This window comes from Bradyrhizobium sp. Crot121 (genome assembly GCF_059512385.1).
The window spans coordinates 1-384 of sequence record NZ_JCAMOR010000458.1 but is presented as its reverse complement, the minus strand read 5'-3'; the positions used below and the strand labels follow the sequence as shown (position 1 = coordinate 384).

Genomic DNA, 384 nt, shown 5'->3' with positions numbered 1-384 from the left:
CCAGCAATCGGATTGCTCTTGCCATTTGTCCTTAGCGTTGCAAATGAATCATAGGCACTAGAGCGGCTTAGCTGATTGCGGCGCACCTGATCGGCTATAGTAACCCACGGGTCAATAGGGCGTGCGAAAAGGAGGTCGCGGTGATTTCCACGCATTCCTCCCCAAGCGAAGATGCCTATGCACAGTTCCACGGTGCCCACGCCGCTAGCTGCCGCCATGGCCAAGAGTGAGGTGCGATTTACAGCGATTGGGAGCGCCCCAATCGTCAACCCGGCCTTCGTCCGGTCTACACTTTTGAACCAAGCAGCGGGACTGTTCCCTTCTTGTCTGGTGCCAGACGCGAAAGCGAGCGGCGACGGAAAGCATGCTTCAAATCGTGCAAGA

At 56.5% G+C, this 384-nt stretch carries 1 protein-coding gene; it reads right to left on the bottom strand.

Annotation, left to right across the window (positions count from 1 at the left end):
- On the bottom strand, window positions 1–200 hold a 200-nt coding region (locus AC5ZGW_RS47470; RefSeq protein WP_496114316.1), incomplete at its 3' end, for a hypothetical protein.
- Between the last annotated feature and the right edge of the window lie 184 nt (window positions 201–384).